General features: G+C 72.7%; 28 protein-coding genes and 1 tRNA gene. 14 read left to right on the top strand and 15 right to left on the bottom strand.

Annotated elements, in window-relative coordinates; genetic code table 11:
• Positions 1-8: 8 nt before the first annotated feature.
• Complete coding sequence (locus LCN96_RS43310; protein ID WP_225268215.1) at positions 9-758, bottom strand: metallophosphoesterase; 750 nt, start codon at positions 756-758, stop codon at positions 9-11.
• A 77-nt stretch (positions 759-835) separates the two neighbouring features.
• On the opposite strand from LCN96_RS43310, the gene pdxR reads away from it, so the two are divergent.
• From pdxR to LCN96_RS43325, 3 genes are all read left to right on the top strand, one after another.
• The gene (pdxR, locus tag LCN96_RS43315) at positions 836-2,332 is read left to right on the top strand and encodes a MocR-like pyridoxine biosynthesis transcription factor PdxR (protein WP_225268216.1); all 1,497 of its coding nucleotides are present in this window, start codon (positions 836-838) and stop codon (positions 2,330-2,332) included.
• A 23-nt stretch (positions 2,333-2,355) separates the two neighbouring features.
• Positions 2,356-2,562 (top strand): DUF4236 domain-containing protein, encoded by a 207-nt coding sequence (locus LCN96_RS43320; protein WP_225268217.1) that lies wholly within the window; start codon positions 2,356-2,358, stop codon positions 2,560-2,562.
• Positions 2,563-2,677: 115 nt separating this feature from the next.
• Entirely contained in the window at positions 2,678-4,132 is a 1,455-nt protein-coding gene (locus tag LCN96_RS43325; RefSeq protein WP_225268218.1) for a pyridoxal-dependent decarboxylase, read from the top strand.
• Between the two features lie 37 nt (positions 4,133-4,169).
• On the opposite strand, the gene LCN96_RS43330 is transcribed toward LCN96_RS43325, so the two are convergent.
• From LCN96_RS43330 to LCN96_RS43340, 3 genes are all read right to left on the bottom strand, one after another.
• The gene (locus LCN96_RS43330; RefSeq protein WP_225268219.1) at positions 4,170-5,114 is read right to left on the bottom strand and encodes a helix-turn-helix transcriptional regulator; all 945 of its coding nucleotides are present in this window, start codon (positions 5,112-5,114) and stop codon (positions 4,170-4,172) included.
• 158 nt (positions 5,115-5,272) lie between these two features.
• On the bottom strand, positions 5,273-5,713 hold the full coding sequence (locus LCN96_RS43335; RefSeq protein WP_225268220.1) for a GNAT family N-acetyltransferase: 441 nt from the start codon (positions 5,711-5,713) through the stop codon (positions 5,273-5,275).
• A gap of 15 nt (positions 5,714-5,728) precedes the next feature.
• A tRNA-Ala gene (locus tag LCN96_RS43340) sits at positions 5,729-5,801 on the bottom strand.
• A 75-nt stretch (positions 5,802-5,876) separates the two neighbouring features.
• Here LCN96_RS43340 and LCN96_RS43345 point away from each other — a divergent pair.
• The gene (locus LCN96_RS43345) at positions 5,877-6,767 is read left to right on the top strand and encodes an RNA polymerase sigma-70 factor (RefSeq protein WP_225268221.1); all 891 of its coding nucleotides are present in this window, start codon (positions 5,877-5,879) and stop codon (positions 6,765-6,767) included.
• Positions 6,768-6,821: 54 nt separating this feature from the next.
• On the opposite strand, the gene LCN96_RS43350 is transcribed toward LCN96_RS43345, so the two are convergent.
• From LCN96_RS43350 to LCN96_RS43375, 6 genes are all read right to left on the bottom strand, one after another.
• Entirely contained in the window at positions 6,822-7,643 is an 822-nt protein-coding gene (locus tag LCN96_RS43350) for an alanyl-tRNA editing protein (protein ID WP_225268222.1), read from the bottom strand.
• Positions 7,640-8,851, bottom strand: coding sequence for a CynX/NimT family MFS transporter (locus tag LCN96_RS43355; RefSeq protein WP_225268223.1), 1,212 nt, complete (start codon positions 8,849-8,851; stop codon positions 7,640-7,642). The genes LCN96_RS43350 and LCN96_RS43355 overlap by 4 nt, the downstream gene beginning before the upstream one ends.
• Positions 8,852-8,987: 136 nt before the next feature.
• On the bottom strand, positions 8,988-9,629 hold the full coding sequence (locus tag LCN96_RS43360) for an SRPBCC family protein (RefSeq protein ID WP_225268224.1): 642 nt from the start codon (positions 9,627-9,629) through the stop codon (positions 8,988-8,990).
• Between the two features lie 31 nt (positions 9,630-9,660).
• Complete coding sequence (locus tag LCN96_RS43365; protein WP_225268225.1) at positions 9,661-10,038, bottom strand: hypothetical protein; 378 nt, start codon at positions 10,036-10,038, stop codon at positions 9,661-9,663.
• Positions 10,035-10,397, bottom strand: coding sequence for a hypothetical protein (locus tag LCN96_RS43370; protein WP_225268226.1), 363 nt, complete (start codon positions 10,395-10,397; stop codon positions 10,035-10,037). Before LCN96_RS43370 ends, LCN96_RS43365 begins: the two co-directional genes overlap by 4 nt.
• Before the next feature lie 44 nt (positions 10,398-10,441).
• Positions 10,442-11,131, bottom strand: a complete 690-nt coding sequence (locus LCN96_RS43375; protein WP_225268227.1) for a TetR/AcrR family transcriptional regulator C-terminal domain-containing protein — start codon at positions 11,129-11,131, stop codon at positions 10,442-10,444.
• Positions 11,132-11,175: 44 nt separating this feature from the next.
• Here LCN96_RS43375 and LCN96_RS43380 point away from each other — a divergent pair, with 44 nt between their 5' ends.
• Both LCN96_RS43380 and LCN96_RS43385 read left to right on the top strand, forming a co-directional pair.
• Positions 11,176-12,534: a DHA2 family efflux MFS transporter permease subunit gene (locus LCN96_RS43380; RefSeq protein ID WP_225268228.1), complete on the top strand. Its 1,359-nt coding sequence runs from the start codon at positions 11,176-11,178 to the stop codon at positions 12,532-12,534.
• Positions 12,504-12,998, top strand: a complete 495-nt coding sequence (locus LCN96_RS43385) for a DUF523 domain-containing protein (RefSeq protein ID WP_225268229.1) — start codon at positions 12,504-12,506, stop codon at positions 12,996-12,998. Before LCN96_RS43380 ends, LCN96_RS43385 begins: the two co-directional genes overlap by 31 nt.
• On the opposite strand, the gene LCN96_RS43390 is transcribed toward LCN96_RS43385, so the two are convergent.
• From LCN96_RS43390 to LCN96_RS43400, 3 genes are read right to left on the bottom strand one after another with little or no spacing between them, the layout of a single operon-like run.
• A complete protein-coding gene (locus LCN96_RS43390; RefSeq protein WP_225268230.1) occupies positions 12,974-13,366 on the bottom strand; it encodes a hypothetical protein in 393 nt (130 codons plus the stop codon). The genes LCN96_RS43385 and LCN96_RS43390 overlap by 25 nt on opposite strands.
• A 40-nt stretch (positions 13,367-13,406) precedes the next feature.
• Positions 13,407-14,009, bottom strand: coding sequence for a TetR/AcrR family transcriptional regulator (locus tag LCN96_RS43395; RefSeq protein ID WP_225268231.1), 603 nt, complete (start codon positions 14,007-14,009; stop codon positions 13,407-13,409).
• Positions 14,009-14,491 (bottom strand): hypothetical protein, encoded by a 483-nt coding sequence (locus tag LCN96_RS43400; protein ID WP_225268232.1) that lies wholly within the window; start codon positions 14,489-14,491, stop codon positions 14,009-14,011. The genes LCN96_RS43395 and LCN96_RS43400 overlap by 1 nt, the downstream gene beginning before the upstream one ends.
• 27 nt (positions 14,492-14,518) lie before the next feature.
• Between LCN96_RS43400 and LCN96_RS43405 the strand changes: the two genes are divergently transcribed.
• The 7 genes from LCN96_RS43405 to LCN96_RS43435 all read left to right on the top strand — a co-directional run bounded on the left by LCN96_RS43405 (position 14,519) and on the right by LCN96_RS43435 (position 22,357).
• Positions 14,519-15,196, top strand: coding sequence for a response regulator transcription factor (locus LCN96_RS43405; protein WP_225268233.1), 678 nt, complete (start codon positions 14,519-14,521; stop codon positions 15,194-15,196).
• Between the two features lie 20 nt (positions 15,197-15,216).
• The gene (locus LCN96_RS43410; protein WP_225276187.1) at positions 15,217-16,491 is read left to right on the top strand and encodes a sensor histidine kinase; all 1,275 of its coding nucleotides are present in this window, start codon (positions 15,217-15,219) and stop codon (positions 16,489-16,491) included.
• Between the two features lie 41 nt (positions 16,492-16,532).
• On the top strand, positions 16,533-17,579 hold the full coding sequence (locus tag LCN96_RS57235; RefSeq protein WP_311132078.1) for a lytic polysaccharide monooxygenase auxiliary activity family 9 protein: 1,047 nt from the start codon (positions 16,533-16,535) through the stop codon (positions 17,577-17,579).
• A 158-nt stretch (positions 17,580-17,737) separates the two neighbouring features.
• Positions 17,738-19,108, top strand: coding sequence for a Dyp-type peroxidase (locus tag LCN96_RS43420; RefSeq protein ID WP_225268234.1), 1,371 nt, complete (start codon positions 17,738-17,740; stop codon positions 19,106-19,108).
• Between the two features lie 64 nt (positions 19,109-19,172).
• Entirely contained in the window at positions 19,173-19,919 is a 747-nt protein-coding gene (locus LCN96_RS43425; protein WP_225268235.1) for a GAP family protein, read from the top strand.
• 65 nt (positions 19,920-19,984) lie between these two features.
• The gene (nhaA, locus tag LCN96_RS43430) at positions 19,985-21,781 is read left to right on the top strand and encodes a Na+/H+ antiporter NhaA (protein ID WP_225268236.1); all 1,797 of its coding nucleotides are present in this window, start codon (positions 19,985-19,987) and stop codon (positions 21,779-21,781) included.
• Positions 21,782-21,820: 39 nt separating this feature from the next.
• On the top strand, positions 21,821-22,357 hold the full coding sequence (locus tag LCN96_RS43435) for a single stranded DNA-binding domain-containing protein (RefSeq protein WP_225268237.1): 537 nt from the start codon (positions 21,821-21,823) through the stop codon (positions 22,355-22,357).
• On the opposite strand, the gene LCN96_RS43440 is transcribed toward LCN96_RS43435, so the two are convergent.
• Positions 22,348-23,124: an SDR family oxidoreductase gene (locus tag LCN96_RS43440; protein ID WP_225268238.1), complete on the bottom strand. Its 777-nt coding sequence runs from the start codon at positions 23,122-23,124 to the stop codon at positions 22,348-22,350. The genes LCN96_RS43435 and LCN96_RS43440 overlap by 10 nt on opposite strands.
• A gap of 78 nt (positions 23,125-23,202) precedes the next feature.
• On the opposite strand from LCN96_RS43440, the gene LCN96_RS43445 reads away from it, so the two are divergent.
• Positions 23,203-23,547 carry a hypothetical protein gene (locus LCN96_RS43445; RefSeq protein ID WP_225268239.1) on the top strand — a complete coding sequence of 115 codons (345 nt, stop codon included), beginning with the start codon at positions 23,203-23,205 and terminating at the stop codon, positions 23,545-23,547.
• 18 nt (positions 23,548-23,565) lie between these two features.
• Here the strand turns inward: LCN96_RS43445 and LCN96_RS43450 are convergent, their stop codons facing one another.
• The gene (locus LCN96_RS43450) at positions 23,566-24,015 is read right to left on the bottom strand and encodes a hypothetical protein (protein ID WP_225268240.1); all 450 of its coding nucleotides are present in this window, start codon (positions 24,013-24,015) and stop codon (positions 23,566-23,568) included.
• Positions 24,016-24,058: the final 43 nt, after the last annotated feature.

Genomic DNA, 24,058 nt, shown 5'->3' on the forward strand with positions numbered 1-24,058 from the left:
GGCGGCCCTTACGGGATGACGGCGCGGTAGTGCGTCGTCATCCTGCCCTCGTCGTCGAGGACGTGGAAGGCGATCAGCGGCGGCAGGCCGAAGTCGACGCAGTTGCCGAAGCTCGTGCCGCCCTCCCACGGCAACGTCAGCGTGGACACCACCCCGCCGCCCACCAGCAGCGGCCTGCCCGCGAAGCCGGTGGCGGCGGCCGTGTGCGCGTGCCCCACGAGCACGGCGGGCACGTTCGTACGGCCGGCGAGCAGCGCCTCCAGCCGTGCCGTCTCGTGCATCCTGATCCCGTCGCACGGCGGGCCGTGCAGCTTCACCGGCGGATGGTGGAACGCCACGAACACCGGCAGCTCCGTGCCGTCCAGCACCTCCTTCAGCCAGGCGATCGTCTCGTCGTCCAGGTGCCCCTCGTTCCGGCCGGGGGTGGAGGAGTCGCACATCGCGTAGACGGCGCGCTCGGTGCGCAGGACCTGGTTGACCGGGCCGTCCGCCGGCTCCTCGCCCAGCAGCGACCGGCGGAACTCCCGCCTGACGTCGTGGTTGCCCGGCCCGACCAGGACGGGGTGGCGCGAGGACAGCAGCTTGGCCGCGGTCTCGTACTCCTCCCGCGCGCCGTGGTCGGCGATGTCGCCGGTGACGAGCACCGCGTCGAGGTCGCCGGGGATGGTGTCCAGGTACCGCATGACGGCGGTGGTGCGGGCGACGCTCTCGGGGGTGGCGCCGAGATGGATGTCGCTCAGGTGAGCGATCACGATCATGAGGCTCGGTCCTTCCTAGTTCCGGCTGCTCACCCACCGTAAACCCGGGCACCGGACCAGAGGTAAGGTCCGGTTCCGTGCGCAGAACTCGGGCCGGTTCGGGGGTGGATCTGCATCTGGAGCTCGCCGCCTCGGGCGGGCGGCGGCGGGCGCTGGAGGAGGCGCTGCGGCAGGCGGTCCGGGACGGGCGCCTGCCGCCCGGCACCCGGCTGCCTTCCAGCCGCGCGCTGGCGGGCGAGCTGCGGTTGTCGCGGGGTACGGTGAGCGCCGCCTACGACCAGCTCGTGGCGGAGGGTTACCTGACGACGCGCCCGGGCTCGGGCACGCAGGTCGCGGCCACCGCGCCCACCCGCCCGGCCACGCGGCACCCCGCCACCGCGCCTGGCCCCTTTCGCATCCCTGTGGCACCGGAGCCTGAGGCCACACCCCTGCACGACCTGCGCCCGGGCCAGCCCGACGTGTCCGCCTTCCCCGCCCGCGCCTGGCTGCGCGCCACCCGCCACGTGCTCGCCACCGCGCCCGCCGCCGTCCTCGGTCCCTGCGACCCGCGCGGCCGGATCGAGCTGCGCACCGCGCTCGCCACCTACCTCGCCAGGACCCGCGGCGTGCTCACCACCCCTGACCTGATCATCGTCACCACGGGCTTCGTGCAATCGCTCAACCTGCTCGCCGACGTCACCGGCGGCCCCTTCGCCATGGAGGACCCGGGTCACGACTTCTACCGCGAGGTGGTCCGCAGGGCGGGACGCGAGATCGTCCCGCTGCCGGTGGACGAGGTGGGCGCGCGAACCGGCGCCCTCACCCCCGCCGTGGCCGCCGCGGTCCTCACGCCCGCCCACCAGTACCCCATGGGCGTCCCGCTGCACCCGTCCCGCCGCCTGGCGCTGCGCGAGTGGGGCGGGCTGGTCGTGGAGGACGACTACGACGGCGAGTTCCGCTACGACCGCCAGCCCGTCGGCGCGTTCCAGGGCACGGCCCCGGAGCAGGTCGTCTACTGCGGCACCACCTCGGAGTCCCTCGCCCCCGCCCTGCGCCTGGGCTGGATGGCGGTGCCGCCCGCGCTGATCGGCCCCGTCACCGAGGCCAAGCTGCATGCCGACTCCCACACCGAGGTGCTCGGCCAGCTCGTGCTGGCCAGGCTGATCGAAACCCACGACTACGACCGGCACATCCGCGCCGCCCGCCTGCGTTACCGCCGGCGCCGCGAGCTGCTGCGCGCCCGCCTGCCCGCCGCCCTGCCGGGCGCGACCCTGCCGGGCGTCGCGGCCGGCCTGCGCACCCTCCTCCTGTTCCCCCCGGACGGCCCCTCGGACCGCCCCTCACCCGGCCCCTCGCACGCTCCTTCGGACGCCCCCGCGCACGGCCTTTCCGAGGCCGGGGTCATGGCCGCGTGCGAGCGCGCCGGCATCGCCCTGCGCCCCGCCTCCCCTCTCTGGCACGGCGCCGGACGGCAGGGCCTCCTCATCGGCTACGCCGCCCCCTCGGAACGGGCCTACCCCCACGCACTCGAAGCCCTGGCGGCCGTCCTGGCGGGCCGGGAACCGCGCCCCCTTCCCGGACGTTCTTCTCATTGAGCGCACGATGGCGGAGGAGGGACATGGGCTGGCACTACAGCAAGTCAATCAAAGTGGGGCCGTTCCGGATCAACCTGTCACGGCACGGGGTGGGCCACAGCTTCGGCAATCGGCGCTTCCACGTCTCGACCACCCCGGACGGCCGCCGTTACGTGTCCGTGCACCTGCCGGGCGGCATCCACCTCAGCAAGTCCCTCGGTGGCAGGCGTCACCGGCACTACCCCTACTGACCCTCGGCGGTCGCGAGACCGCTTGAGATAGAACGGGCCGGAGGCGCAAGCCTCCGGCCCGTCCCCTTTGCGAACCCCCGCCACCACGGGCCAGAGTGGTCGGATGAGCCCTCACATGACACCTGAGGAGTTCCGCCGCCACGGCAAGCAGGTCATCGACTGGATCGCGGACTACCTCGCCGGCATCGAGTCCAACCCGGTGATGTCGCAGGTCAAGCCGGGCGAGATCCGGCGCGCCCTGCCGGCGTCCGCGCCCGAGCACGGGGAGCCGTTCGAGAGCGTGCTGTCGGATCTGGGGCGGATCCTGCTGCCCGGCATCACGCACTGGCAACATCCCGCCTTCTTCGCCTACTTCCCCTCCAACGCCAGTGGCCCGGCCATCCTGGGCGACCTGCTGTCGAGCGGGCTGGGCGTGCAGGGCATGTTGTGGGTCACCAGCCCGGCGTGCACGGAGCTGGAGACCGTGGTGGTCGACTGGCTGGCCGAGCTGATCGGGCTGCCGGAGCGCTTCCGCACCGACGCGGCGGGCGGCGGCGTCATCCAGGACTCCGCGTCGAGCGCCTGCCTGGTCGCGCTGCTCGCGGCGCTGCACCGGGCGAGCGGCGGACGGGTCGCCGCCGAGGGCGTCGACCGGCGCTACACGCTGTACGTGACGTCGCAGACGCACTCCTCCCTGGAGAAGGCGGCGCGCATCGCCGGCCTGGGCGCGGCCGGTGTCCGGCTGGTGGACGTGGACCCGCGCACGCTGGCCATGGACCCGGCCCACCTGCGCGAGCTGCTGGCCGCCGACGAGGCGGCGGGCGCCGTCCCCGCGATGGTCTGCGCCACGGTCGGCACCACCTCCACCACCGCCGTCGACCCGGTGCCCGCCATCGGCGCGGTGTGCCGGGAGCGCGGCGTGTGGCTGCATGTGGACGCCGCCTACGCCGGGGTCGCGGCGATCTGCCCGGAGTTCCGGTGGCTGAACGACGGGGTGGCCGAGTACGCGGACTCGTACGCGACGAACCCGCACAAGTGGCTGCTGACCAACTTCGACTGCGGCGTGCTCTGGACGGCCGACCGCGACCCGCTGCTGGGCGCGCTGTCGATCCTGCCCGAGTACCTCAGGAACACCGCCACCTCGACCGGCTCCGTCGTGGACTACCGCGACTGGCAGGTGCCGCTGGGCCGCCGCTTCAGGGCGCTCAAGCTGTGGTCGGTGATCCGCTGGTACGGGGCCGAGGGGCTGCGGGCGCACCTGCGCAAGGGGGTCGCGCTGGCGGCCGAGCTGGCGGGCTGGATCGGCGCGGACCCGGCGTTCGAGCTGCACGAGCCGCACCCGCTCGGGCTGGTGTGCTTCCGCCCGCTGTGGCGCGGCCTGGCCGACGAGGCGGCGCAGGATCGGGCCACGCTGCGGTTGATGGAGCTGCTCAACACGAGCGGCTCGATGTACCTGACGCACACGAGGATCGCCGGTCGGGTGGTGCTGCGGCTGGCCGTCGGAGCCGCGGCGACGGAGCGGCGGCACGTGGAGCAGGCGTGGGAGCAGATCCGATGGGAGCACTCGGCCCTGTCCTCGACCCTGCCGTGATCAGCCGTAGCGCCCGACCAGCTCGGCGCCGCTCTGACTAACCGTAGCGCCCGACCAGCTCGGCGCCGATCCTGGCCAGCTCGGCCCTGACCTCCTCCGGCTCCTCGACCTCCACCCGCGCGCCCCACCCGGCGAGCTGCTCGGCGATCGTCAACGCCATCGGCGCGGCCACCCGCGCCCGCACCCGGCCGTCGCCCGTCTCGCCCAGGCTCTCGCAGTGCCGCCCGAAGTGGTCACGCAGGATGGGCAGGAGCCTGGCGGGGATGAGCACGGTCGCGGAGACCGTGGAGCGCCGCCGCTCCATCTCCGCCACGACTCCCGCCCAGGCCCGCGACAGCTCGAAGTCGTCCGGGCGCTCGAACCCCTCCTCCGTGACCTCCGCCGCGGTGATCCGGTCCACGCGGAACGTGCGCTGCCCGCGCTCGGTCCCGGCCAGCAGGTACCAGACGTCGTCCTTGTCCACCAGCCCCCAGGGATCGACCAGCCGCCGGGTGCGTTCGCCGCCCCGGCGTCCGGCGTACTCGATGCTGACCCGGCGCCGCCGCACGGTGGCGCGTTGCAGGACGCGTACCAGCTCGGGCCGCTCCTTGTCCGGCTCGCCCCAGCGGGCGGGATCGACGACCACGGCGCCGGCGGCGGCCTCGGCCTCGTCCCTGAAGGTCTGGGGCAGCGCCCGCAGCAGCTTGCGCAGCGCGGACCTCAGCTCGGGCGCGTCCGGCGCGGCCGGCCCGGCGAGCAGGAACAGCGCCTGCGCCTCGGGCGCGGTGAGCCCGCTCAGGTCGGTGCGGGCGCCGCCCAGCAGCGACCAGCCGCCGCCCCGGCCCGGCTGCGGGTAGACGGGGATGCCGGCGGCGGACAGCGCCTCCAGGTCGCGCCGCGCCGTGGCGACCGACACCTCCAGCTGCTCGGCCAGCTCGGCGGCGGTCACCCGGCCGCGCGCCTGCATGAGCAGCAGGGCGGACACCAGTCGATCGGCTCGCATGCCCCCATTGTCCGCCCTGAAGTGCTCACCGGATGAGCACTTATCGGAGGCGCGGGTGCGTTCTGTCATCCTGGTCCGGGGTCCAGGCCGCGCATCCTGCTCACCGCTCAGCGACCAGCTCCCCGAGACCCTCAGCCGCCTGCTCGTCCGCTCACGGGTCAGTCGTTCTCGCCCACCACGCGCCGCCCGAACGCCGACAGCCCCTGCTCGTGGTGCTCGACGAGCCCCATCCGCCGGTAGAAGGCGTGGTTGGCGGGCCCGTCGGGGGTGGACTCGTGGTCGGTGGTCAGTACGAAGTAGCGGCAGTGCGCGTAGCGCTCCATGAGCCGCTCCAGCAGCCGCCGCCCGATGCCCTGCCCCTGGAACTCCTGGTGGACCAGCAACTCCTGGACGTAGCAGACCATCTCGTCGTCGGACACCGTGCGGGCCAGGCCGAGCAGCCGCCCGTCGGCGCTCCTGGCGGTGAGGACGAGGTGCGAGTTGGCCAGGCCGCGGCAGACCTTGGCGATGTCGCGGGTCCACACGTTCCAGCCGACGGAGTCGTAGAGCTTGAAGATCTCGGCCTCGTCGAACGAGGTCTCCTCAGCGATGATCGTCATTTGTAGAACTCTAGGTGGAGCTATGGGGATTCGAACCCCAGACCTCCTCCATGCCATGGAGGCGCGCTACCAACTGCGCTATAGCCCCTTACGATCAACAAGTGTAACGGAGATCTGAACCCCTCGTGTCACGCCGGAGCCCCTGTGATACGTCTTTGGGCTTATGTCGACATTTGAGGATCATCGGAGCCTGCTGGTCGCCGTCGCCTACCGGATCCTGGGCAGCGTCGCCGATGCTGAGGACGTCGTCCAGGAGGCGTGGCTGCGCTGGTCCGGGGTCGATGAGGCGAGCGTGGAGGATCCCAAGGCGTACCTCGTCACGGTGACCTCGCGGCTGGCGATCGACCGGTTGCGGTGGGCCAAGTCGCGGCGGGAGTCGTACGTGGGGCCGTGGCTGCCCGAGCCGATCAGCACCACGCCCGACGCGGCGGAGCAGGCCGAGCTGGCCGACTCGGTGGAGATGGCCATGCTGGTGGTGCTGGAGACGCTGTCGCCGCTGGAGCGGGCGGTGTTCGTGTTGCGGGAGGCGTTCGACCTGCCCTTCGCGGAGATCGCGGAGATCATCGGCCGGGCCGAGCCGGCCACCAGGCAGCTCGCCAGGCGGGCCAGGGAGCACGTGCGGGACAAGCGGCCGCGCTTCGACGTGGACAGGGACGAGCGGCGGCGGATCACCGAGCGGTTCATGGGCGCCTCCGCCGGCGGCGACATGGACGCGCTGATCGAGCTGTTCGCCGACCAGGTGACGATGGTCAGCGACGGCGGCGGCAAGGCCAGGGCGGCCCTGCGGGTCATCACCGGCGCCGAGAACGTCACCCGCTACCTGCTGTCGATCAACACGCCGGCGAACATGGCCAAGTTCCTGGTCTCGATCGGCATGTCGGACCTGCCCGACATGGAGTTCGCGCTGGCGACGCTGAACAACGCGCCCGCCATCGTCATCTCCGCCGCCGGGCGGGTGATCAGCGTCATCTCGCTGCTGATCGCGGACGGCAAGATCGAGACGATCTACGTGCTGGCCAACCCGGACAAGATGGGCCATCTCCAGCCCTCCTGAGCGATCAGCCGGGATCAGCCGGGATCAGCAGGGGTCAGCCGGGATCAGCAGGGATCAGCCGGTGCTGGTGCGCATGGTCAGCGTGGCGTCGTCGAGCGACAGCGCCACCTCGACCGTACCCAGCTCTCCCGTGCGGCGCACGTGGGTGCCGCCGCACGGGATGGCCGCCTCGCCCTCCGGCAGCGAGCAGTGCCACGTGCGGCGGGCCGTCAGCCCGGGGCCCGGCACCGCCACCCGGACCGGCGCGTCGGCGGCCACCCAGGCGGCGAGCCGCTCGTTGACCTGGCGGGCGACCTTCTCCGGGTCCAGGTCCTCGGCGGAGAAGCCCTTCTTGCGCAGCGACTTGCCCAGACGGTAGACGTCCACGCTGCCGCGCGGGTCGATGCGCGAGGAGGTGATGGCCGCCTGGTCGAAGTCGGGACGGCCGAGCGAGTCGGGCCGGGTCTCCTTGCGCCACCGGTCGGCCAGAGCGGCGTTGAGCGCGAGCGCGGCCAGGTGGCAGGCGGTGTGCCCGGCGCTGAGCGCCGCGCGGAACTCCGCGTCCACCTCCAGGTCCACCTCCGTGCCCACGGGCAGCGGCGCGTCGGTGACGTGCACGACCAGCCAGTGCCAGCCCTCGGCGCCGCGGCGGGCCGGGATGTCGGCGCCGAGGAGGATCTCGCCGGTGCCGGACCTGGCGCCCGTCACGCAGTCGAGGACCGGCAGGCCGCCGATCGTGCCGCGGTCGGCGGGCTGGTCGGGCCAGGTGTGGTCGAGGGGGTGGAACGGGGTCTCGGAGACGACGAGGCCGTGCCGCTCCCCCACCGGCACGGCCTCGACGATCGTGGAGCGGCCACGGGTCAGGCCGCCGGGGAAGGTGACGAGGGTGGAGTTCACCCCGCCATTCTCTCGTCCTCCAGGTAGCGGTCGCGGCCGGCGTACAGGCCGGTCAGGAGCTGGGCGGCGAGCACCACGAAGATCAGCGTGTACGGCACCGCCCACCCCCCGGTGGCCTCGCGCAGCACGCCGACCAGCAGCGGGCCCGCGCCCGAGATGAGATAGCCGGCGCTCTGCCCGAAGGCGGACAGCGCGGCGGTGGTCTCCGGCGTACGGGTGCGCAGCGCCAGCATCATCAGCGCCAGCGGGAACGACCCCATCCCCACGGCGATGAACACGACCCAGACCATCGCGGTGGACGGCGGCGCGAACCACAGCCCGAGGAAGCCGATCACGTAGAACACGACGAGCCCGACCACGGTGGGCCGCTGGTCGCGGAAACGGGAGGCGATCATGGGCACCGCGATCGAGACGGGGATGTTCAGCGCGGTGAACACGCCGAGGATCAGCCCGGCCTCCGAGGTGCTGAAGCCGCCGTCGGTGAGGATGGTGGCGAGCCAGCCGAACATGATGTAGGCGATCATCGACTGGGTGCCGAAGTAGATCGCGATCATCCAGGCCAGCTTGCTCTTCAGCAGCCCACGCAGGCCCGCGTCCCGGCTGCCGGTGTCCCGCTCCGGCTCACTGCGCAGCAGCGCAAGCCACGGAATGGCGGCGACAGCGGCCAGCGCCGCCCACACGCCGAGCGCGATGTGCCAGTCGCCCGAGGCGCGCTCGATCGGCACGGTCGCGGCGGCGGCCAGCATGGTGCCCGCGGCCAGCGCCGTGGTGTAGACGGTGGTCATGAGCCCGGTGCGGGCCGGGAAGTGGCGCTTGATCAGCGTCGGGATGAGCACGTTGCCGACGGCGCCGCCGGACAGCGCGACCGCGCTGCTCAGCAGGAACACCGGGGCGGAGCCGACCAGCGACCTGATGAGCAGCCCGGCGCCGAGCGTGATGAGGGCGAGCAGCAGCAGCCGGTGCTCGCCGATCCGCCTGGCCAGCGTCGGGGTGATCGCGCCGACGGTGGCGAAGGCCAGCACGGGCAGGGTGGTCAGCAGGCCGGTGCCGACGCTCGTCATGCCGAGACCGGCGGCGAGCTGGTCGAGCAGGGGGCCGACGCTGGTGACGCCGGTACGCAGGTTCAGTGCGGCGAGGACGATTCCCAGCACGAGGAGCCAGGCCAGCGGGGTGGTTCTGCCTCGGGACTCTTGGGCGAGCACGCTCATGGCGGGAACGGTCCTCCACTCATCAAATCATGGGACGAATGACACCTTAACAGGACCGAAATATGCATTTATTCCTGGCGGCGCGCCCGGACATGGAGAAACCCCCGGAACGATCTCCGGGGGTTCCGCGGGCAGCTCAGAGGACGGGAGGAGGCGGTTGCCCCGGAGACCCCGGCGAGCCGGGAGGAACCGGCCCGGGAGGGGGCAGCGTGCCGCCGGGCGACTGGCCACCGCCGCCGGCGGGCGGGTAGTCGCCGCCGACCGTGCCGGGTGGCACGGTCCCGCCGCCGCCGTAGGTGGAGCCCTGCTCGTGCCCGCGCTGGTGCGGCCCCGGCACGTCACCGCGCCAGGCGCCGGTCTCGCCGCCGCGCGACTCGATGAAGGACTTGAAGCGCTTGACGTCGCCGACCACGCGCATGCGCACGAGCTGCAGCTTGTCGCCCGCGATCTCCAGGAAGCCCTCCGGGTCGTACTCCATCTGGAGCGTGACCCTGGTGGTGTCGTCGTCGAGGCGGTGGAAGGTCACCACCCCGGCCTGGTGCGGCTTGTCGACACTGCGCCAGGCGATGCGCTCGTCGGGGTGCTGCTCGGTGATCTCCGCCTCGAACTCGCGCCTGACGCCGGCGATCTCCGCCATCCAGGCCGTCCGCGTGTCACTGAGCTGCTTGACCGACTCCACGCCTTCCATGAACTCGGGGAAGCTCTCGAACTGGGTCCATTGGTTGTAGGCCACCCGTACGGGGACCCTGACATCTTCGGAATGTTCGATCGTGCTCATGGGGTCTGTCACTGCCCCGTCACGCCGGGCGTTAACGCCTGCGCCGTAGCCAGAACAGGCCCACCAGGGGCAGCACGAGGGGGATGAACAGGTAGCCCCTGCCGTACGCCGACCACACGGTCTCGTCGGGGAAGGCGGCCGGGTCGAGCAGGCTGAGCGTGCCGATGATCAGCACCCCGGCCAGCTCGATGCCGAGCGCCACCAGCGCCAGGCGGCGCGCGCCGCGCCACAGCGCGACCGTGAGCAGGATGTAGACCAGCGCCGCGAACGCCGACAGCGAGTACGCCAGCGGCGCCTCGCCGAACCGGGTGGCGATCTGCACGCCCGCCCGCGCCCCCGCCGCCAGCGAGAACAGCCCGTAGACGGCGATCAGGGCGCGACCGGGCCCCGAGCCGATGGCGGTCGTCACGCCGTGCCCTGCCAGATCTGCAGCAGCCGGCCCGTCATCACCGCGACCGCGAACCCGGCCACGGCCAGGATCGCCGGCCCCCACCTGCTCCGCTCGGCCAGCGCCAGGAACACGCCCGCGGGCGGGATCAGCACCACGCCGCCGACGTAGCCGAACAGCGTGACCTTGTCGGCGGGGCCGCCGCCACCGGCCACGCCCGCGATCACGAACCCCGCCTGAACCAGCACGGCCACCTCCAGCAGGGCGAACCCCACCAGCAGCACCATGCCCATCGGCCGATTGCGGATCGCGACGATCAGGCTCATCAGCATCAGCAGCAGCGAGCCGGAGATGACGATCGTGGAGACGGTGGTGTTCATCGGGGGTAAGGGTATCGCCCGGCTGTGCCGCCCCCGGGAACGGCTCAGCGCCGCGGCAGCTGGGCCTCGATGCCGTCGAGCACCCAGGTGAGCCCGCGCTCGAAGTTGTCGTCGGCCCCCTGCACACCCTGCTCGATCATCGGCGCCAGCCGGGGGAACTCGCCGCCCTCGATCAGCTCCTTGATGTGCGGCTGCGCCAGCGCGGCCCGCTCGGTGTCGTCGATCCCCTGCTGCCTCGGGGCGTGGCGCTCCGTCGCCTGCCTGACCACGAACCCGGTCATGTAGTCGTTGAAGACCGCCAGGATCCGCCAGGCCGTCAGCCGGTCGAGCCCGAGCCCGTCGAGGGCCGACAGCTTCTGCTCCACGTGCCGCAGCCCGTTGGGCCCCACGGCGACCCGGTGCGAGATCAGGTCCACCCGCCACGGATGCCGCCGCACCAGCTCCAGCTCGCGCCTGGCGAGCAACAGCAGCGCCGCGCGCCAGTCGGCGGGCAGCGGCTCCTCGGCCACCGCCTCGGCGGCGATCTCGTCGGCCATCAGGGCGAGCAGGTCCTCCTTGCGCTCGATGTAGGAGTACAGCGTCATCGCGCGGGCGCCCAGCTCGGTGGCCACCCGCCTGATGGAGACGGCGTCGAGCCCCTCCGCGTCGGCCACGGCGATGGCCGCGGCCACGATCGCCTCCCGGCTCAGGACCGGGCGGCGGGGCGGGACGGGTCTCGACCAGATGGACGTCACGCCACCGATTCTAGACAGCGTACGAAAGTGTTACGGTGTACGACATGCGATACGCCGTACGATCCGAACTCGGGGCCACCGGCCTGGTCGTCCTGCTCGGCGTCGTCATGCCGATGCTCGACACCACGATCGTCAACGTCGCCCTGGGCACCCTGGCCCGCGGCTTCCGCACCACGTTCGCCGACGTCCAGTGGGTGGCCACCGCCTACCTGCTGGCCATGTCCCTGACGGTCCCGGTGACCGGCTGGGCCATCGGCCGGTTCGGCGTCCGGAACGTCTGGCTCGTCTCGCTCGTGCTCTTCGTCGCCGGCTCCGCCCTCTGCGCCGCCGCCTGGTCGTTGTGGAGCCTGGTCGTCTTCCGCGCCGTGCAGGGGCTGGGCGGGGGCCTGCTTCAGCCGGCCGGGCAGGTGATGCTGGCCCAGGCGGCGGGCAAGGAGCGGCTGGGCAGGGCGATGAGCCTGATCTCGGTGCCCGCCATGCTGGTGCCCGTGCTCGGGCCGCCGCTCGGCGGGCTGATCGTGCAGGGCCCCGGCTGGCGGTGGCTGTTCCTGGTGAACGTGCCGGTCTGCGCGGTGGCGCTGCTGGCCGCGTTCGTGCTGCTGCCCCGCGAGAGCGGCGCGGGGCGGGGGCGGGGGCAGCGCCTGGACGTGCCCGGCCTGGCCCTGCTCTCCCCTGGGCTGGTCGCCTTCGTCTACGGGCTGTCCGAGGTGGGCGACGGAGGTGCGCTCCCGCATCCGGCGCTGTGGATCGGCGTGGCACTGATCGCCTGCTTCGTGCTGCGGTCGCTGCGCGGCACCTCGCTGGTGGACCTGCGGCTGTTCCGCGACCGCGCGTTCACCGCGGCGGTGCTCGCGCTCGCGTGCTACTCGGCCGCGATGTCCGGCTTCACCGTGCTGGTGCCGCTCTACAGCCAGCTCGCCGAGGGCGGCACCGTGCTGGACGCGGGGCTGCTGCTGGCGCCGCTGGGGGTCGGCGCCGCCCTGACGATGCCGCTGGCCGGCAAGCTCGCCGACAGCAGGGGGCCGCGCGGCGTCGCGGCGGCGGGGGTGGTGCTGGTGGTGGCGGGCATCGCGGCGTTCCCGCTGTTCGGCGGGGGGTTCGTGGCGATGTTCGGGCTCGGGCTCGGCCACGGGCTGGTGGCTACGCCGGTGATGGCGGCCGCGTACCGGACGCTGGAGCGGGCCGCGATCCCGGCGGCGACGACGCTGAGCACGATCGCGCTGCGGCTGGCCGCGCCGTTCGGGGTGGCGCTGCTGACCGTGCTGCTGCAGGTGTTCGCCGGGGCGGGCGCGGCGCGGCCGTTCGAGCCCGCGTTCTGGGTGGCCGCCGGGCTGGCGGCCGTCTCGCTGCTGCCGATCGTAGGATCGAAGGTGTGGAGAGGATCCTCGTCAGCGCCTGCCTGATGGGCCGCAAGGTGCGCTACGACGGCGGCGCGAAGACCAGCTCCGACGCCTGGCTCGCCGGGTGGCGCGAGGAGGGGCGGCTGGTGCCGTTCTGCCCCGAGGTGTCGGGCGGGCTGCCGGTGCCGAGGCCCGCCGCCGAGATCGAGGGCGGCGCGGGCGGGGCGGCCGTCCTGGCCGGAGCCGCCCGGGTGCTGGCGACCGACGGGTCCGACGTGACCGCCGAGTTCCTGGCGGGGGCGCGCGGGGCGCTGGCCGTGGCACGCGCCCACGGCATCCGGATGGCGGTGCTGAAGGAGGGCAGCCCCTCGTGCGGGGCCCTGGCCGTCTACGACGGCACCTTCCAGGGGCGCAAGCTGCCGGGGCAGGGCGTCACGACGGCCCTGCTGGAGCAGCACGGGATCCGCGTGTTCAGCGAGGAGCAGGTGCCCGAGGCCGCCGGCTACCTGCGCACCCTGGAGACGTAGAAGGCGCCGCTCAGCCCGGCGGCCAGCGCGGTCGCCATGACGCTGTGGTACCAGGTGAGCAGCGCGTTCCCGCCGTCCGCCCCCTCCTCCGGCCCGAAGGCCAGCGCCAGGATCCCGAGCAGCACGCCGCCGAGCGCCGCCGCGTGCGTGTAGATGAGGCCGTCCCAGGCCCACGCCCGGCGGGCCAGCGCGCCGCAGCCGCCGCCGATCAGCACCACGCAGCACAACGTCTCCACGATCGCGGCCGGCACGATCACCGGCTGCCCCACGGGCCCGAGCTCGACTCCGGTGTGCAGCACCGCGAACGCGGCGAAGACCAGCGCGTAGAGCAGCGACAGCCCGCCCAGCAACCTCCGGAGTGCGTCCATGCCTCCACGCTGCCACGGCGCGAGGCGAGCGGAATCGTCTTCAGGGAGTCGGCCGCGCTACGCCTTCGGATGTAGGCAGCAGCCGCCTCACCAGCCGGATGGTCTCGTCGATCGTCACCTTGGCGTCGTGGTCGGACTCGCACGCGGCCACCTCGCGGCCCGCCTCGCCCATCATGGTGGTCAGCAGCACCACCAGCACCTGGCTCTCCCGCGAGTCGTCCAGGCCGAGCAGGCGCTTGTTGCCGCCGATCCAGTCCCAGCCGCGCTGCCTGCGCAGCGTGGTGAACTCCGCCGGCCCGTCGTTCTCCAGGAACAACCGGGCGACCTCGCGCTGCTCCCACGAGCCCTCCAGGTACGCTCGCGCTCCTGCCAGGAACTTCTCGGCCCCCGCAGCCCCCTTGACCGATTTGGCCGCCCGGGAGGTGCGCTCCTCCTGCCCGCGCATGAACTGCTCCCACAGCGCCAGGAACAGGCCGGGCTTGCCGCCGAAGTGGTGGTACAGGCTGCCGACGCTGATCCCCGAGGTCTCCACGAGGTCGGCCACCGTGGCGTCGGCGTACCCCTTGGCCAGGAAGACGTCACGGGCCGCGCTCAGCAGCGTGTCGCGGGTGCCGCTCGACCGGGTCCAGCGTCGGCTCCTCATCAGTACTCCCAGGTGTCGGTGCGCTGCTCGTGCCCGATGCAGAACACGCCGGTGCCGTGCTCGCCCTTCACCAGGTCCACCCGGATCCAGCCGTCGGCCCGGGCGATCTTGGCGGTGTAGCCGCTGACCGGGGTGGCCGAGACCAGGCGGCAGCCCGCGGGGCCGAGCGTGAACGCCACCTCGCCGCCCTTCACCTTCACCACCTTCAGCGCCGGGGTGGGCGAGGGGGTCACCGGCCGCTTCGTGGCGGGGGCCGGGGTGCGGCCGCGTTCGGGCACGCGGCTCCTCTTCGGGGTGGGGGTCGGTGCCGGGCTGGTGGCGGGCCGCTCGTCCGCCGCGATCGTCTGCGCGAGGAACGGCTCCACGTCCACGTCGTCCACGAACTCGGAGCGCAGCACACCGCGTACGCCGAACCACGAGACCGACACCGCGATCACGGTGGCGCCGCACCAGATCGCCGCATATCTCAGGGCTCGCCGCATGAGACGCATTATGTACGGTGGGGCCCCATGGCGACGGTTCTCGTAGTCGAAGACGACGAATTCGTCAGATCGGCGATCATCCACGAGCTGGGCCGGCGCGAGCACGCCGTCCGCAGTGCCGGCTGCGCCCTGGACGCGCTCAGGGAGATCTCGCAGTCCCCTCCCGACGCCGTCATCCTCGATCTCGGCCTGCCCGACCTCGACGGCTCCGAGGCGCTGCGCATGGTGCGCGGCATCTCCGACGTGCCGGTCATCGTGGCCACCGCCCGCGACGACGAGGCCGAGATCGTCAGGCTGCTGCGCGCGGGCGCCGACGACTACCTGGTCAAGCCGTTCTCCGGCGACCATCTCAGCGCCCGCCTGGACGCGGTGCTGCGCCGCGCCAGGTCGGCCCCCGCGCCGCGGACGATCACGGTCGGCGGCCTGGTCGTGGAGGTGGACCGGCGCGAGGCCGCGCTCGACGGCGGGCCGCTCGCGCTGACCAGGCGCGAGTTCGACCTGCTCGCCTATCTCGCCGCCCGCGCCGACCGGGTGGTGACGCGCAAGGAGCTGCTGGCCGAGGTCTGGCGGCTGGCCTACGGCGACGACCAGACGATCGACGTGCACCTGTCGTGGCTGCGCCGCAAGCTCGGCGAGAGCGCCTCCCGGCCCCGCTACCTGCACACCGTGCGCGGCGTCGGGTTCATGTTGTCAGCGCCCCGATGAGGAGGACCCTCGCGGTGCTGATGGCCGCCGTCACCTCGATGGTCGCGCTGGCCTTCCTGGTGCCGCTGGCGCTGATCGTCAGGGAGACCGCGCAGAGCAGGGCCGTCGCGGGCGCCGAGCGGCAGGCGGCGGCGCTGGTCCCGGTGCTGGCGCTGACGACCAGGAGCGACGACCTCGGGCACGCGATGGCGCGTACCGAGGCGGGGCGGCGCGGCCTGCTGGCCGTGCACGTCAAGGACGGCGCGACGGTCGGCACCACGCGCGCGCCCGCCGCGCAGGTGGCGGGCGCCGCCGCGCAGACCAGGGCGAGCACGGTCGAGCTGGACGGCGGGTACGTGCTGCTGCGCCCCGTGGCGCTGGACGGCGACAGGGGCGCGGTGATCGAGGTGTTCGTGCCCGCCGACGACCTCAACAGGGGCGTGCCCACGTCGTGGGCGGTGCTCACGGGCGTGGCCGTGGTGCTGGTGCTCGGCTCGGTGCTGGTCGGCGACCGGCTCGGCGCCCGGGTCGTACGGGCGGCGCGCCGCCTCGGCACGGCCGCCACGGCGCTCGGCTCCGGCGACCTGAGCGAGCGCATCCACCCCGACGGGCCGCCCGAGCTGAAGGCGGCGGCCAACGCCTTCAACACGATGGCCAACCGCGTCACCCACCTCCTCGCGGCCGAGCGGGAGCTGGCAGCCGACCTCTCCCACCGGCTGCGCACGCCGCTGACCGCGCTCAGGCTGAGCCTCGACCAGCTCGGCCCGCAGGCGGAGCCCAGCAGGCAGGCGCTGGCCCGGCTGGAGGGCGAGGTGACCACGATCATCTCGGCGGCCCGGCGGCCGGCGCGCGCGGCCCGCACGTGCGACGCGGCCGAGGTGCTGCGCGAGCGGCTGACGTTCTGGTCGGCGCTGGCCGAGGACCAGGGGCGGCCGTGGCAGCTCGTCGGGGCCACGCTGCCGGTGCGGGCGCCCGTACCGGCAGGGGAGCTGACGGCGGTGGTGGACGCGCTGCTCGGCAACGTCTTCCGGCACACGCCGGAGGGGACGGCGTTCAACGTCACGCTGCACGAGGGCCGGGACGTGGTCGGCATCCTGGTCGCCGACGCGGGGCCCGGCATCCCCGACCCGGAGGCGGCGCTGGAGCGGGGTGCCAGCGGGAGCGGGTCCACCGGGCTCGGGCTGGACATCGCGCGGCGGCTGGCGGAGTCGACCGGTGGATCGGTGCGGCTGGATCGTTCGTCGCTGGGCGGGGCTCAGGTGCAGGTGTGGTTGCGGCTTGAAAAGCTGTCTAAGCCAGCCTTAAAGGAGACTTAAGCGCCATATTTCGGCATTTGCGGTGCTCCAAGGTGGTGCGCATGCAGATCAACCGCAAGGCGTTCATCGCCACCACCCTGGCCGCCCCCACGCTGCTGGTGCTCGCCGTCGCCCCCGGCACCGCCTCCGCCCACGGCACCATGAGCAACCCGCCCAGCCGCACGATGGTCTGCTACAGCGAGGGCCCGGAGAGCCCGAAGTCGGCCGCGTGCAAGCAGGCCGTGACGACCGGCGGCACCCAGCCCCTGTACGACTGGAACGAGGTCAACCTCGCCGACGCCGCCGGGCGGCACCGCGAGATCATCCCCGACGGGAAGCTGTGCAGCGCGGGCCGCGACAAGTACCGCGGCTTCGACCAGGCCCGCGCCGACTGGCCGGCGACGACCATGACGAGCGGCGCCACGCACACCTTCAAGTACCGGGCGACCGCCCCGCACAAGGGCGCCTTCGAGCTGTACCTCACCAAGGAGAGCTACGACCCGGCCAAGCCGCTGAAGTGGGCGGACCTGGAGTCCACGCCCTTCCACACCGTGACGAACCCGACGGTGGCCGACGGCTACTACACGATGACCGCCAAGCTGCCGTCCCGCCAGGGCCGCCACCTGATCTACGCGATCTGGCAGCGCAGCGACAGCCCCGAGGCGTTCTACTCCTGCTCGGACGTGGTCTTCGGGCAGAGCAACCCGTCCCCGGCGCCGACCCCGACCGGCACCCCGACGGCGACCCCGAAGCCCACCCCGACGACGAGCACCCCCAGGCCCACCACCACCGCGACGGGCACCCCCAGGCCCACGTCCACGGCGACGCAGCCGCCCACCGGCGGGAACGCGCTGGCGGCGATCAACGCGGGCGTCGGCGTCTCCCCCGCCACCGCCGCCACGGGCGCGCAGGTGAAGGTGACGGCCGTCTGCAGCGGCTCCCAGGTGCGCGACGTCACCTCCGCCGCCTTCAGCCCGGCCCGCAGCCGGCCCGCCGCCCCCACCGTCGCCTGGTCACCGACCATGAAGGCGGCCAAGGCCGGCACCTACGCCGTGACCGTGCGCTGCGCGAACGGCAACCTGGCGCGGACCGCGCTCACCATCGACTGATCGGGAAATACCGCCTGTCCCTTTCCCGGAAACTTTCCCGGGCGCTCGCGAGTCCTACCGATGGGGCGCGTTGAAAGACGGGGGATCGCTGGGAAGCGATTCTGCGAGGGCGCGTCCAGGGGGCCCGATTTCATCGGAAACGGGGAAGGGACACGGCAATGCCTGTCGACCTGAACAACGCACTACCCCTGGCCTGGGACTCGGCCACGCTCGACGCGGACACCAAGGCGATGCTCGACAACCTGCAGCCGAACATCCTGCGGGCGCACGTACGCGAGCATCTGTCCCTGCTGTTCGTCCGGTTCAACGACGTGGCCGAGGGCAGGGCGTTCCTGCGCTGGGTCGCGACCACGAAGATGAAGTCCGCGCGCAAGCACTTGCAGGAGCTACGGGACTTCGCCGCCGGCCGCCGCCGCGGGACCCCGTACGTGGGCCTCGGCATCAGCAAGGCCGGCTACCGCGACCTCGGCCACTCGGTGGAGGACGTGCGCAAGTTCGGCGACCCGGTCTTCCGCGACGGCATGAAGCGGCGGATCGCCGAGGTGAACGACCCCGCGGTGGAGGAGTGGGAGCGCGTCTACCAGCGCGAGATCCACGCCGTCATCCTCATCGGCGACGCCGACCCGGAGCCGGTGGAGCGCCTGCGCGAGGAGATCCTCGGCGAGCTGCCGGAGAGCGCCCGGCTGCTCGGCGAGGAGCGGGGGCAGGGCATGCGCAACCCGGCCGGCGACGGCATCGAGCACTTCGGCTACGTGGACGGCCGCAGCCAGCCGCTGTTCCTGAAGGACGAGGTCGACAGGGAGCCGAGGGAGCGCTGGGACCCGGCGTTCCCGCTGGCCAACGTGCTGGTGCCCGACCCGTTCGCGCCGAACCCCGTCCGCCACCACGGCAGCTACCTGGTGTTCAGGAAGCTGGAGCAGAACGTGCGGGCCTTCAAGGAGATCGAGCGGGACCTGGCCGACAGCCTGGGCCTGAGCGGGGTGGACCGCGAGCGGGCGGGCGCCATGCTCGTGGGCCGGTTCAAGGACGGCACGCCGCTGACGATCAAGGCCAAGGCGGGCGGCGGGCCGGTGGACAACGACTTCACCTTCGACGGCGACGACGGCTCCAAGTGCCCGTTCGCCGGGCACGTCAGGAAGACCAACCCGCGCTCGTTCGGCCGCAACGTGCTCATGGCCAGGCGCGGCCAGACCTACGGCGAGCGCACCGACGAGCCGTGGGACGACTCGCCGCCGGAGAACCGGCCGAGCGGGGAGGTCGGGCTGCTGTTCATGGCGTTCAACAGCAGCCTGCTGGACCAGTTCGAGTTCACCCAGCAGAGCTGGGCGAACAACGCGGACTTCGAGGTGGCGGCGACCGGGCACGACCCGGTCATCGGGCAGGGCGATCGCGACATCAAGGTGACGTTCCCCAAGGTGTGGGGCCAGCCGGAGATGTCCGTCCCGCAGGCCCAGGTGGCCCAGACGGTCACCATGAAGGGCGGCGAGTACTTCTTCGCGCCGTCCCTGGCGTATCTGCGTAACCTGTAGCGCGTCCTGACGCCCGTGAGGCCCGGAGTCCCCGGGCCTCACGGGCGGCCGGGTGAGCAGAAGGATGTACATCCGGTTCGATCCGCCGCAGGAGGTGGCCGCCCGCCCGGCCCACCAGGATGGGCTCATGACCATCGCGCTGCTGCTCACCCTCGCGGGGCTGGCGGTGCTCGACAGCACGAGCTTCGGCACCCTCGGCATCCCCGTCTACCTGATGCTCAGCCTGGACCGGTCCCGGACCGCCAGGCTGTTCGTCTACCTCGCCACCGTGACGGTCTTCTACTTCCTGGTCGGCGTGGCGCTCATGCTCGGGCTGTCCACGGCGATGGACGCCTTCGGCGACGTGCTCAACAGCCGCGCCGCCTTCGTCGTGCAGCTCGTCCTCGGCGTGGGGCTGTTCGCGCTGAGCTGGCGCTTCGACCCCAAGTGGCGCGCCAAGCGGGGCCTGCCGGAGCGCACCTTCGAGCCCCGGGTGGGCGGGCCGCGCACGATGGTGCTGGTGGGGCTGACCGCCGGGGTGCTGGAGGTGGCCACCATGGTGCCGTACCTGGCCGCGGTCGGCATGATGACGACCTCGGCGCTGCCGGTGGGCCAGTGGGCGCCGCTGCTGGCGGCGTACGTGCTGATCATGATCCTGCCCGCGCTGCTGCTCATGGCCCTGCGCGCGGCGACCGGCAGGCGGCTGGAGCCGCGCCTGGAGCGGCTGCGCGCCTGGCTGGTCAAGCACTCCTCCTCGATGCTCAGCTGGGGGCTGGCGATCGTCGGCTTCCTGCTGGCCAGGGACGCGGCCGCGCGGCTGTTCCTCTCCTGACCGGGTGCGGCCGACGCGCATCAGGGCGGCGCATCTAGGATCAGATCTCCGGGGGGAGATCTACGATGTTGCGCGCGTTCCTGCGGACCGAGGCGGGCGGCACCAGCGTGCTGCTCGCCGCCACCGCGCTGGCCCTGCTCTGGGCGAACTCGCCGTGGGGCGAGACCTACGAGGCGTTCTGGCACACCTCGATGGGCATCTCCTTCGGCGACGCGCAGTTCTCGCTCGACCTGCGCCACTGGGTCAACGACGGGCTGATGACCGTCTTCTTCTTCCTCATCGGCCTGGAGGTCTCCTACGAGGTGCGGCTCGGGCAGCTCAGAGACCGCCGCCTGATCGCCGTGCCCGCCGTGGCCGCGTTCGGCGGCATGCTCGTGCCGGCCGGCGTCTACCTGCTGCTCAACTACGGCGGGCCCGGCGCCGGCGGCTGGGGCGTGCCGATCGCCACCGACACCGCCTTCGTGCTGGGCCTGCTCGCCGTGGTGGGCGCGCGCTGCCCTGACCCGCTGCGCGCGTTCCTGCTGACGCTGGCGATCGTGGACGACGTGCTCGCGATCATCATCATCGCGCTCTTCTACACCGCCGAGCTGTCCGTGGTCGCCCTCGTCACCGCCGCGCTGCTGCTGGCGGCCATCATGACGCTGCGGTGGCTGAAGATCTGGCGGGCGCCGGCGTACATCGTGCTGGGGTTCGCGCTGTGGGTGGCCACGCTGGAGAGCGGCATCCACCCGACGCTGGTCGGCATCGCGCTGGGGATCCTCGTCTTCGTGTACGCGCCCACCGACCACAAGCTGCTCCTGGCCGGGGAGGCCGTGCAGGAGTTCACCAGCGAGCCCAGCGCCCGCGCCGCCCGGCAGGCCGCGCTGCGCGTCCAGCGGGCCGTCTCGGTGAACGAGCGCCTACAGCTCCGGCTGCACCCGTGGAGCAGCTACGTCATCGTGCCGGTCTTCGCCCTGGCCAACGCCGGGGTCCGGCTCGACGGCGAGACGCTGCGCGCAGCCGCCACCTCGCCGGTCGCCATCGGCGTGGCGCTGGGGCTGGTGCTGGGCAAGTTCGTCGGGATCTCGCTGGGCACGTGGCTGCCGCTGCGCCTCGGCTGGGGTGTCCTGCCGGGGAACCTGGTGTGGGGGCAGTTGCTGGGCGGGGCCGCCGTGTCGGGGATCGGCTTCACCGTGGCGCTGTTCATCGTGGACCTGGCCTTCCCCGATCCCGCCCTGCACGACCAGGCCAAGATCGGCATCCTGGCGGGCTCGCTGCTCTCGGCCGCGCTGGGCTGGCTGATCTTCCGCCTGGCGTGGGACCGGGGCGGGGTGTGCGCGCCGCCCGAGGCCGAGCCCGCCGAGGACCTGCCCACCACGCTGGCCGTCCCCGTCGGGCCTGACGACCACGTGCGCGGACCCGCCGACGCCCGCGTCACGATCGTCGAGTACGGCGACTTCGAGTGCCCCTACTGCGGGCGGCTGCACCCGATCCTGGAGGAGATCCTCAGGAAGAACCCCGACGTGCGGCTGGTCTTCCGCCACTTCCCGCTGCGCACCCTGCACCCACGCGCCGCCTCGGCCGCGATCGTCTCCGAGGCCGCCGCCGACCGGGGCAGGTTCTGGGAGATGCACGACATCCTCTACGACAACCAGCGCTTCCTCACCGATGCCGACCTGGAGCACTACGCCGCCGAGCTGGACGTCGACCCCTGGTCCGACGTGGCCCGCCACGTCTCCAGGATCGGCGTGGACGAGGCGTCCGGCCGTGACAGCGGCGTGCGCGGCACGCCGAGCCTGTTCCTGAACGGGGTGCGGTACGAGGGGGGCCACGATCTCGATTCGATCACGCGCGCGGTGGAAGAAATCCGTGAGTCCGCGTAGCGTCGTCGGATCGCCCGCCGATCACTCTGGAGCCGCTTGATGTTGGCCTACATCCTCAACATCCTCAATCTGATCGTGATGTTCATCCTGCTCGTCGGTGGTGCCGCGCTGATGGCCTCACGCAGGAAGGATCACGGCCGGGCCGCCGTGGTGGGGATCGCGGGGTGCGTCGTCCTCCTGGTGGCGGTGATCATCGGCTCCGTCTGGGTGTTCCTGGCCGACACCTTGATCGAGTCGTTGGGCATCGGCGGGTACGAGCCGGTCTTCCTGCTGTTCAACGCGGTGTCCATGCTGCTGACGGCGGTGGGGACCGGGTTGCTGGTCTGGGCGGTGGTCGCGCGCAGGAACCCGGCGCAGCCGGCCCCGCAGGGGGCGTGGCAGCCGCAGCCGGAGTGGCAGCCCAGCCAGCCCGACTGGCAGGGCGGATCCCAGCCGGGCCAGCCGGGCTGGCAGCCGGGCCCGCAGCCGGGACAGCCTGCGCAGCCCGGATGGCAGCCCGGTCAGCCGGGGCAGCCGGGGCAGCCGGGGTGGCAGCCTGGGCCGCAGCAGCCGCCCTTCGGTCAGGGTCAGGGCTGAGCCCGGCGCAGGTACGCCTCCCAGGTGATCTCACCGGCGGGCCGCGCCTTCGTGGTGAGCTGCCCGGCGCGGGCGGCGCGCCCGAACCGACCGGGCAGCCGCAGCCGCAGCACCGGCCTGCGCAGCCCTCGGGCCCGCAGCCAGCTCAGCGCGGCCTGCGCCATCGTCAGCGACTCAGGCCCGCCGTACTCCTCCACCTCGCCGCCGGGCCCCCGCCCGACCACCGTCACCAGGTGCCCGGCCAGGTCCCGCACGTCCACCGGCTGCACCAGGACGCGCGGATCGACGACCATCAGGCCGAGTCTCGCCATGCCGCGGAACGCCTGCTCCACGAACTCGTGGAACTGCGTGGCCCGGACGATCGTCCACGGCACCCCGCCGTCCCGGACGAGACGCTCACCTTGCACCTTCGTCCGGAAATATCCCCACGGCACCCGGTCCACGCCCACGATCGAGACGTAGAGGAGATGCCGCACCCCGGCCTTCCTGGCGGCGGCGAGCAGCGCCGACGTGCCGTCGAGCTCCACCCGGCGCGTGTAGCGGCCCCGGTAGGGCGCCGAGGCCAGGTGCACGACCACCGCCACGTCCGCCACGGCCTCCGCCACGCCCTGCCCGGTGGTCAGGTCCGCGACCGCCCAGCGCACGCCCCCGCTCGCGGGCCGTGCCCTGCGGCTGGTGGCGCGCACGTCGTGCCCCGCCTCGATCAGGCTCTTCAGGACGGCACGGCCGAGGCGCCCGCTGCCGCCTGTCACGAGTACAGCTGTCATGAGAGCTGGACGGGGCAGCCCCGGTAAGTGTGACAATGTTGGCGTAATCACTACCCCGCAGCGTTGCCCGAGGGGACCATGACGCGAGAGCAGCCCGGCCCGCAGGATCCCGACCCCGACCAGACCATCCGGCACCGTTACCCCGACCCCGCCATGCCCGGCGACCAGGGGCCTCCGGACGCGCCGAGCACGCGGCGGCTGCCGTACACGCCCGACATGCTGCCCGACGTGCAGCTCTACGAGGCCAAGCCGCAGCGGTCGGGCTGGTGGTGGGTGATCGTGGCCGGTGGCCTGGTGCTGCTCATCGCGGCCGTCGCCGTGGCGGCGATCCTGTGGGTACGCTCCAGCGCGGACGGCGGCACGGCCCCGGCGACCACCCGGGCACTGCCTGTCGCGGCGGTCACACCCGGCTGGAGTTCATGAAGCCGGTCGCCGCAGGGGTCACGCCCGGCTGAAGTCCATCGTCCAGTTCGTCTCCCAGGTGCGCCCGTCGTCGTCCGAGAAAGCCTGCTCCCAGCGCGCGGTGTCGGCGCCGGCCGTCCAGACGAACCGGCAGCGCACCGGCCGCCCCTCGTGGCTCTCCTCGCCGTAGAACACACCCCTGTCCCCGTCGAAGCCGCCCACCATGGGCCGGGTGTCCAGCACTCCCCTGGTGCTGCTGGCCCAGTAGATCGACCACTGCCGGCTCGCCGGGTCGTACACGCGCAGCGTCAGCCCGTGGAACCCCTTGGTGGGGAACTCGATCTCGTCGAAGCTGGCCGCGCCCTGGAAGTGCCGGGTGGCGACGGTCCGGCCGGGGAACTCGTCCCACTCGTCGCTGCCGGACAGGGGCTTGACGAGGCGGCGGTTGACCACGTTCCAGTGGCCGGCGAAGAAGTCGAAGTCGTTCATGCGGAGAACGTACGGCAGGGTCACTGACAGGTAGTGTCAGTGA

Origin of the sequence: Nonomuraea gerenzanensis (genome assembly GCF_020215645.1) — a bacterium.
Lineage (GTDB): Bacteria > Actinomycetota > Actinomycetes > Streptosporangiales > Streptosporangiaceae > Nonomuraea > Nonomuraea gerenzanensis.

What these genes read in the sequence shown, in the direction of transcription:
- LCN96_RS43360 (WP_225268224.1), bottom strand. Translation starts at nt 9,629, where the DNA reads ATGAGCACGATCGAACATTCCGAAGATGTCAGGGTCCCCGTACGGGTG.
- LCN96_RS43380 (WP_225268228.1), top strand. Translation starts at nt 11,176, where the DNA reads ATGCGATACGCCGTACGATCCGAACTCGGGGCCACCGGCCTGGTCGTC.
- LCN96_RS43335 (WP_225268220.1), bottom strand. Translation starts at nt 5,713, where the DNA reads ATGACGATCATCGCTGAGGAGACCTCGTTCGACGAGGCCGAGATCTTC.
- LCN96_RS43410 (WP_225276187.1), top strand. Translation starts at nt 15,217, where the DNA reads ATGGCCGCCGTCACCTCGATGGTCGCGCTGGCCTTCCTGGTGCCGCTG.
- LCN96_RS43325 (WP_225268218.1), top strand. Translation starts at nt 2,678, where the DNA reads ATGACACCTGAGGAGTTCCGCCGCCACGGCAAGCAGGTCATCGACTGG.
- LCN96_RS43330 (WP_225268219.1), bottom strand. Translation starts at nt 5,114, where the DNA reads ATGCGAGCCGATCGACTGGTGTCCGCCCTGCTGCTCATGCAGGCGCGC.
- LCN96_RS43435 (WP_225268237.1), top strand. Translation starts at nt 21,821, where the DNA reads ATGTTGGCCTACATCCTCAACATCCTCAATCTGATCGTGATGTTCATC.
- LCN96_RS43395 (WP_225268231.1), bottom strand. Translation starts at nt 14,009, where the DNA reads ATGAGGAGCCGACGCTGGACCCGGTCGAGCGGCACCCGCGACACGCTG.
- LCN96_RS43450 (WP_225268240.1), bottom strand. Translation starts at nt 24,015, where the DNA reads ATGAACGACTTCGACTTCTTCGCCGGCCACTGGAACGTGGTCAACCGC.
- LCN96_RS43320 (WP_225268217.1), top strand. Translation starts at nt 2,356, where the DNA reads ATGGGCTGGCACTACAGCAAGTCAATCAAAGTGGGGCCGTTCCGGATC.
- LCN96_RS43405 (WP_225268233.1), top strand. Translation starts at nt 14,519, where the DNA reads ATGGCGACGGTTCTCGTAGTCGAAGACGACGAATTCGTCAGATCGGCG.
- LCN96_RS43355 (WP_225268223.1), bottom strand. Translation starts at nt 8,851, where the DNA reads ATGAGCGTGCTCGCCCAAGAGTCCCGAGGCAGAACCACCCCGCTGGCC.
- LCN96_RS57235 (WP_311132078.1), top strand. Translation starts at nt 16,533, where the DNA reads ATGCAGATCAACCGCAAGGCGTTCATCGCCACCACCCTGGCCGCCCCC.
- LCN96_RS43440 (WP_225268238.1), bottom strand. Translation starts at nt 23,124, where the DNA reads ATGACAGCTGTACTCGTGACAGGCGGCAGCGGGCGCCTCGGCCGTGCC.
- LCN96_RS43400 (WP_225268232.1), bottom strand. Translation starts at nt 14,491, where the DNA reads ATGCGGCGAGCCCTGAGATATGCGGCGATCTGGTGCGGCGCCACCGTG.
- LCN96_RS43445 (WP_225268239.1), top strand. Translation starts at nt 23,203, where the DNA reads ATGACGCGAGAGCAGCCCGGCCCGCAGGATCCCGACCCCGACCAGACC.
- LCN96_RS43310 (WP_225268215.1), bottom strand. Translation starts at nt 758, where the DNA reads ATGATCGTGATCGCTCACCTGAGCGACATCCATCTCGGCGCCACCCCC.
- LCN96_RS43425 (WP_225268235.1), top strand. Translation starts at nt 19,173, where the DNA reads ATGTACATCCGGTTCGATCCGCCGCAGGAGGTGGCCGCCCGCCCGGCC.
- LCN96_RS43390 (WP_225268230.1), bottom strand. Translation starts at nt 13,366, where the DNA reads ATGGACGCACTCCGGAGGTTGCTGGGCGGGCTGTCGCTGCTCTACGCG.
- LCN96_RS43420 (WP_225268234.1), top strand. Translation starts at nt 17,738, where the DNA reads ATGCCTGTCGACCTGAACAACGCACTACCCCTGGCCTGGGACTCGGCC.
- LCN96_RS43370 (WP_225268226.1), bottom strand. Translation starts at nt 10,397, where the DNA reads ATGAACACCACCGTCTCCACGATCGTCATCTCCGGCTCGCTGCTGCTG.
- LCN96_RS43345 (WP_225268221.1), top strand. Translation starts at nt 5,877, where the DNA reads ATGTCGACATTTGAGGATCATCGGAGCCTGCTGGTCGCCGTCGCCTAC.
- nhaA (WP_225268236.1), top strand. Translation starts at nt 19,985, where the DNA reads ATGTTGCGCGCGTTCCTGCGGACCGAGGCGGGCGGCACCAGCGTGCTG.